The following is a 540-nucleotide window of genomic DNA, read 5'->3' as shown; positions in this document are numbered from 1 at the left end:
GGTCCCACCTTGACGGTTGCCTTGGTGTCCAAAGATAACCGTAATACTCCCGGCTGTTCATCAGCTTGAGCATTCACCCGATGAATTTCTTCAAAGATGGCGTCAGTTTCTGGCAGACGTTTGTGTGGCTTGCATTTGCGGATACGTTGTGGCCGGTAGCCCAGCATATTGAGCTTCGTTCGCAAACTCCTCTCACCGATCAACGGGCTGTCCGTGTAGCCTTTTTGTTCCAGTAGTCGGCGCCGGACCTCCCTGGCGGTGATTGGCGTATAAATTCGAGTGCTTCTGAAGGTGGGGTCGGTTTGCCCTGTGGTGTCGAGAATGTCGACGATATCGTCCAGCAACCGGGGACAGTGTTCTTCCGCCTTCTTACGACCAGAGCGGCAACGTCCATCCAATGCGGGTTCTCCTGCATCCCTTTCTTGCTGTCCCTTACGAATCGTTTCTCTGTCCCAGCCGAAAGTCTTTTCAACGTAACGTTGACCACCCCAGCCAAGCAACTCAACAACCTCCGCCATAAACATGCGCCGCGCTGAGCCG

The 540-nt window shown here is 54.3% G+C and carries 1 protein-coding gene; it reads right to left on the bottom strand.

Features of this window, described 5'->3' with window-relative positions:
* Positions 1-518 (bottom strand): ISAzo13-like element transposase-related protein (locus ACOCD2_RS25735; protein WP_419626424.1); only part of this gene is annotated, 518 nt, incomplete at its 3' end.
* Positions 519-540 lie beyond the last annotated feature (22 nt).

The organism is Thiolapillus sp. (assembly GCF_048562965.1).
GTDB classification, from domain to species: Bacteria; Pseudomonadota; Gammaproteobacteria; order Chromatiales; family Chromatiaceae; genus Thiolapillus; species Thiolapillus brandeum_A.
The sequence above is the reverse complement of the archived record's forward strand: the minus strand, read 5'-3'. Positions and strand labels throughout refer to the sequence as shown.